This window comes from Vibrio sp. VP6, assembly GCF_028823755.1.
GTDB classification, from domain to species: domain Bacteria; phylum Pseudomonadota; class Gammaproteobacteria; order Enterobacterales; family Vibrionaceae; genus Vibrio; species Vibrio parahaemolyticus.
The window spans coordinates 1-2,389 of the sequence record NZ_JAPEID010000112.1; the positions used below are offsets into that span (position 1 = coordinate 1).

General features: G+C 40.5%; 3 protein-coding genes. All 3 read left to right on the forward strand.

Going from position 1 to position 2,389, the window contains the following annotated elements; genetic code table 11:
- Window positions 1-788 (forward strand): hypothetical protein (locus tag OU793_RS24135; protein ID WP_274647890.1); only part of this gene is annotated, 788 nt, incomplete at its 5' end.
- Window positions 789-909: 121 nt separating this feature from the next.
- Window positions 910-1,896 (forward strand): hypothetical protein, encoded by a 987-nt coding sequence (locus tag OU793_RS24140; RefSeq protein WP_193237452.1) that lies wholly within the window; start codon window positions 910-912, stop codon window positions 1,894-1,896.
- Between the two features lie 5 nt (window positions 1,897-1,901).
- Window positions 1,902-2,183 (forward strand): hypothetical protein, encoded by a 282-nt coding sequence (locus OU793_RS24145; RefSeq protein ID WP_159408192.1) that lies wholly within the window; start codon window positions 1,902-1,904, stop codon window positions 2,181-2,183.
- Window positions 2,184-2,389: the final 206 nt, after the last annotated feature.

The following is a 2,389-nucleotide window of genomic DNA, read 5'->3' on the forward strand; positions in this document are numbered from 1 at the left end:
ACACTGTTGAGCAGCGTCTTAACCAAGCCATTGCAGAAGCAAACGAACGTGCTGCTAATGCAGCAAAGCGCGAAGCGGAATCTATTCAAGAACAAGATAAAGCGTTCGAGCAGTTAGAAGATGCGCTTGAGGTTAATGCTGACTTACAAGAGCAGTTAAAGCTGGAGCACAAAGAAAGCAGCCGTCTCAATGCCGCGTTGAATGTTGCTCAGAGCGAAACGAAAGCGGCGCTTGATGGCATTTTTGAGCGTGATGAACGTTTAGCTGAAATGCAAAAACAGATCGCATCGATGCAAAAGCAACTTAATATGGCCGAATCAGATAAAGCGAAAGCACAAGGCCAAGTTGAGTCACTAAACAAGCAGTTATCAGAGACAGGTCAAGAGTTGAAAACAACCCTGAGTAATCTTTCTTTATCGCAGCAGGCGCAAGCGAAGTCTGAAAACCAAATAGAGCTGCTAAGCAAGCAGTTGGAAGATAAGTCAGAGGAAATGACGAAGCTGAATGTAAGCCTAAAAACGTCTGAAAAAGAGCTAGGTTCGCTGCAAGGGCAGGTTGGTTCGTTAACTGATCAGATCGTAAATCAAAAAGCAGCCAATGATCAATTACAAGGCAAATTCGACGAAGAGAAAGCAGCACATATTCGCGCTGAAAGTCGCGTTGAAAGCTTAAATTCAGAGCTAAACAAGAAGAATGCAGCCCTTCTAGAGACGCAAGCTTCTCTTGGTGAAGCTCAAAAACTGAGTGCGAAGCTGGAAGGGCAATTAATACAGTACCAACAGAAATAGTGTTTCAAAAAAGTATATTGTAGTCGCAATCGCTCATAACTTTATGGTGTTGGGCAAGTTTTTGCCCCTAAAAATTGTTTGGTAATGTTCTCGTTGTTTTTACTAACAACGGGAAATGCCTATGGTTTTTGATGATGAACTTGGCTTTGAGCTAGGTTCCGATTGGTATAAGTGTCCTTTTAATAAAGACCCTGATATATGTACATGTAGTACCTGTTTTTTGCATAACGAAATGAAAAGGGGTAAGGCCCAGCTTAAAACTGCATGGGATAGAAATTTTGGGCGAGATGGTACGGTGTTTGGGGTGATGAAAGCCCCAGAGCCGCCACCAGAGGAAAAGGAAACTCCAAGAGAAAAATACGAGAGACAAAAAAAAGCACGTTATCAGGAGACAGAAAAGTCTTGGTCTCAAATTCAAAAGAAAACTGAGGTGCCGAAGTTTGATCTTGATGAGGTGTTAGCCAATCCAGAGCTTGACGCAGTGGAGCCAGTCAAACTCGATCCGGCCTCGATGCTTGCCGATGATATTGAGTCTTTAGCGAAAGAGGGTAAAGAATTTATCAACAACCCTACATTAGCCGGTGCAGCGTCAATGGCGGTTATAGCTATTCCGGGGAAGTTTGCGGATAAAATTATTCCTGATGATGCTATAAAGCTAGTAACCAATCACTCTAATGCTCACTCTTTGGCTAGGCATGGTGGGGATGTTACTGATGAGCAGTTGATGACTAGAGCTTTAACAGGGCTGGCTCCTGATGGAAAGGTAAAAGAAGTCAAAGGAAAAGTTATATTACCACCAATGTCTTCTGCATTTCATTCGAATGATCTTCTGTTGTATGCAGATCAGGAAATAAGGAAAAAAGGAGGTATTCTTGAAAAGAAAATTAAGGAATCAAATAGTAATATTTTAACTGTAAGACCTGATGATATGGATAGTTTTGAGTTGGATTTAGGTAGAGGGTTTAAAAGGATAGGTAAGTCTAAATATCAGCCGGATTTACAAGGGCCGGTTGAAATGGTTAAAGGTTTAGATAAAGTGCAAGCAACTTACGAATTAAATAAGAGTAATGGAGTTTGGGAAACAATTACGATTTTCCCAAGTAAATAACTGATATGAATAAGTATCCAATCATAGTAAATATTTTAGAATCGGTACTCTCTGTAGATGTAGGTCTTAATGAACTTGAGGAATACGAGTGTTTGAAACGAATGTTTGACTCTCCAGAGAAAGTAGAAGCTTTGAAATCAGAGTTAGAACAACTGCTATCTGATAGTTCAATTAATTTAATCGAGCTATTAGACAATGATTCTTACACAGCATATCCCGCAGATGATCATCAAGATGCAAAGCAATTTATAGTTGATAGCATTTGGAAGAGAGTTTGCAATACATAGTTTTGGCCTTTCTTGTATGGGGACTAAGGTTCATGCGAAAGGGAATATAAGGAACGAGCTTGGGCGAGTTTACATATTTCATTTCGTGTGAAGCCGACAAAGCGAAGCGGCGTCAGCTTATGCTCTGTGTGAGGCTAATGTGTATTAGTTTCGACTAGATCTGACACTTCAATTTGAAAAGAAGAGAGTTACCCACTTTGATTAAA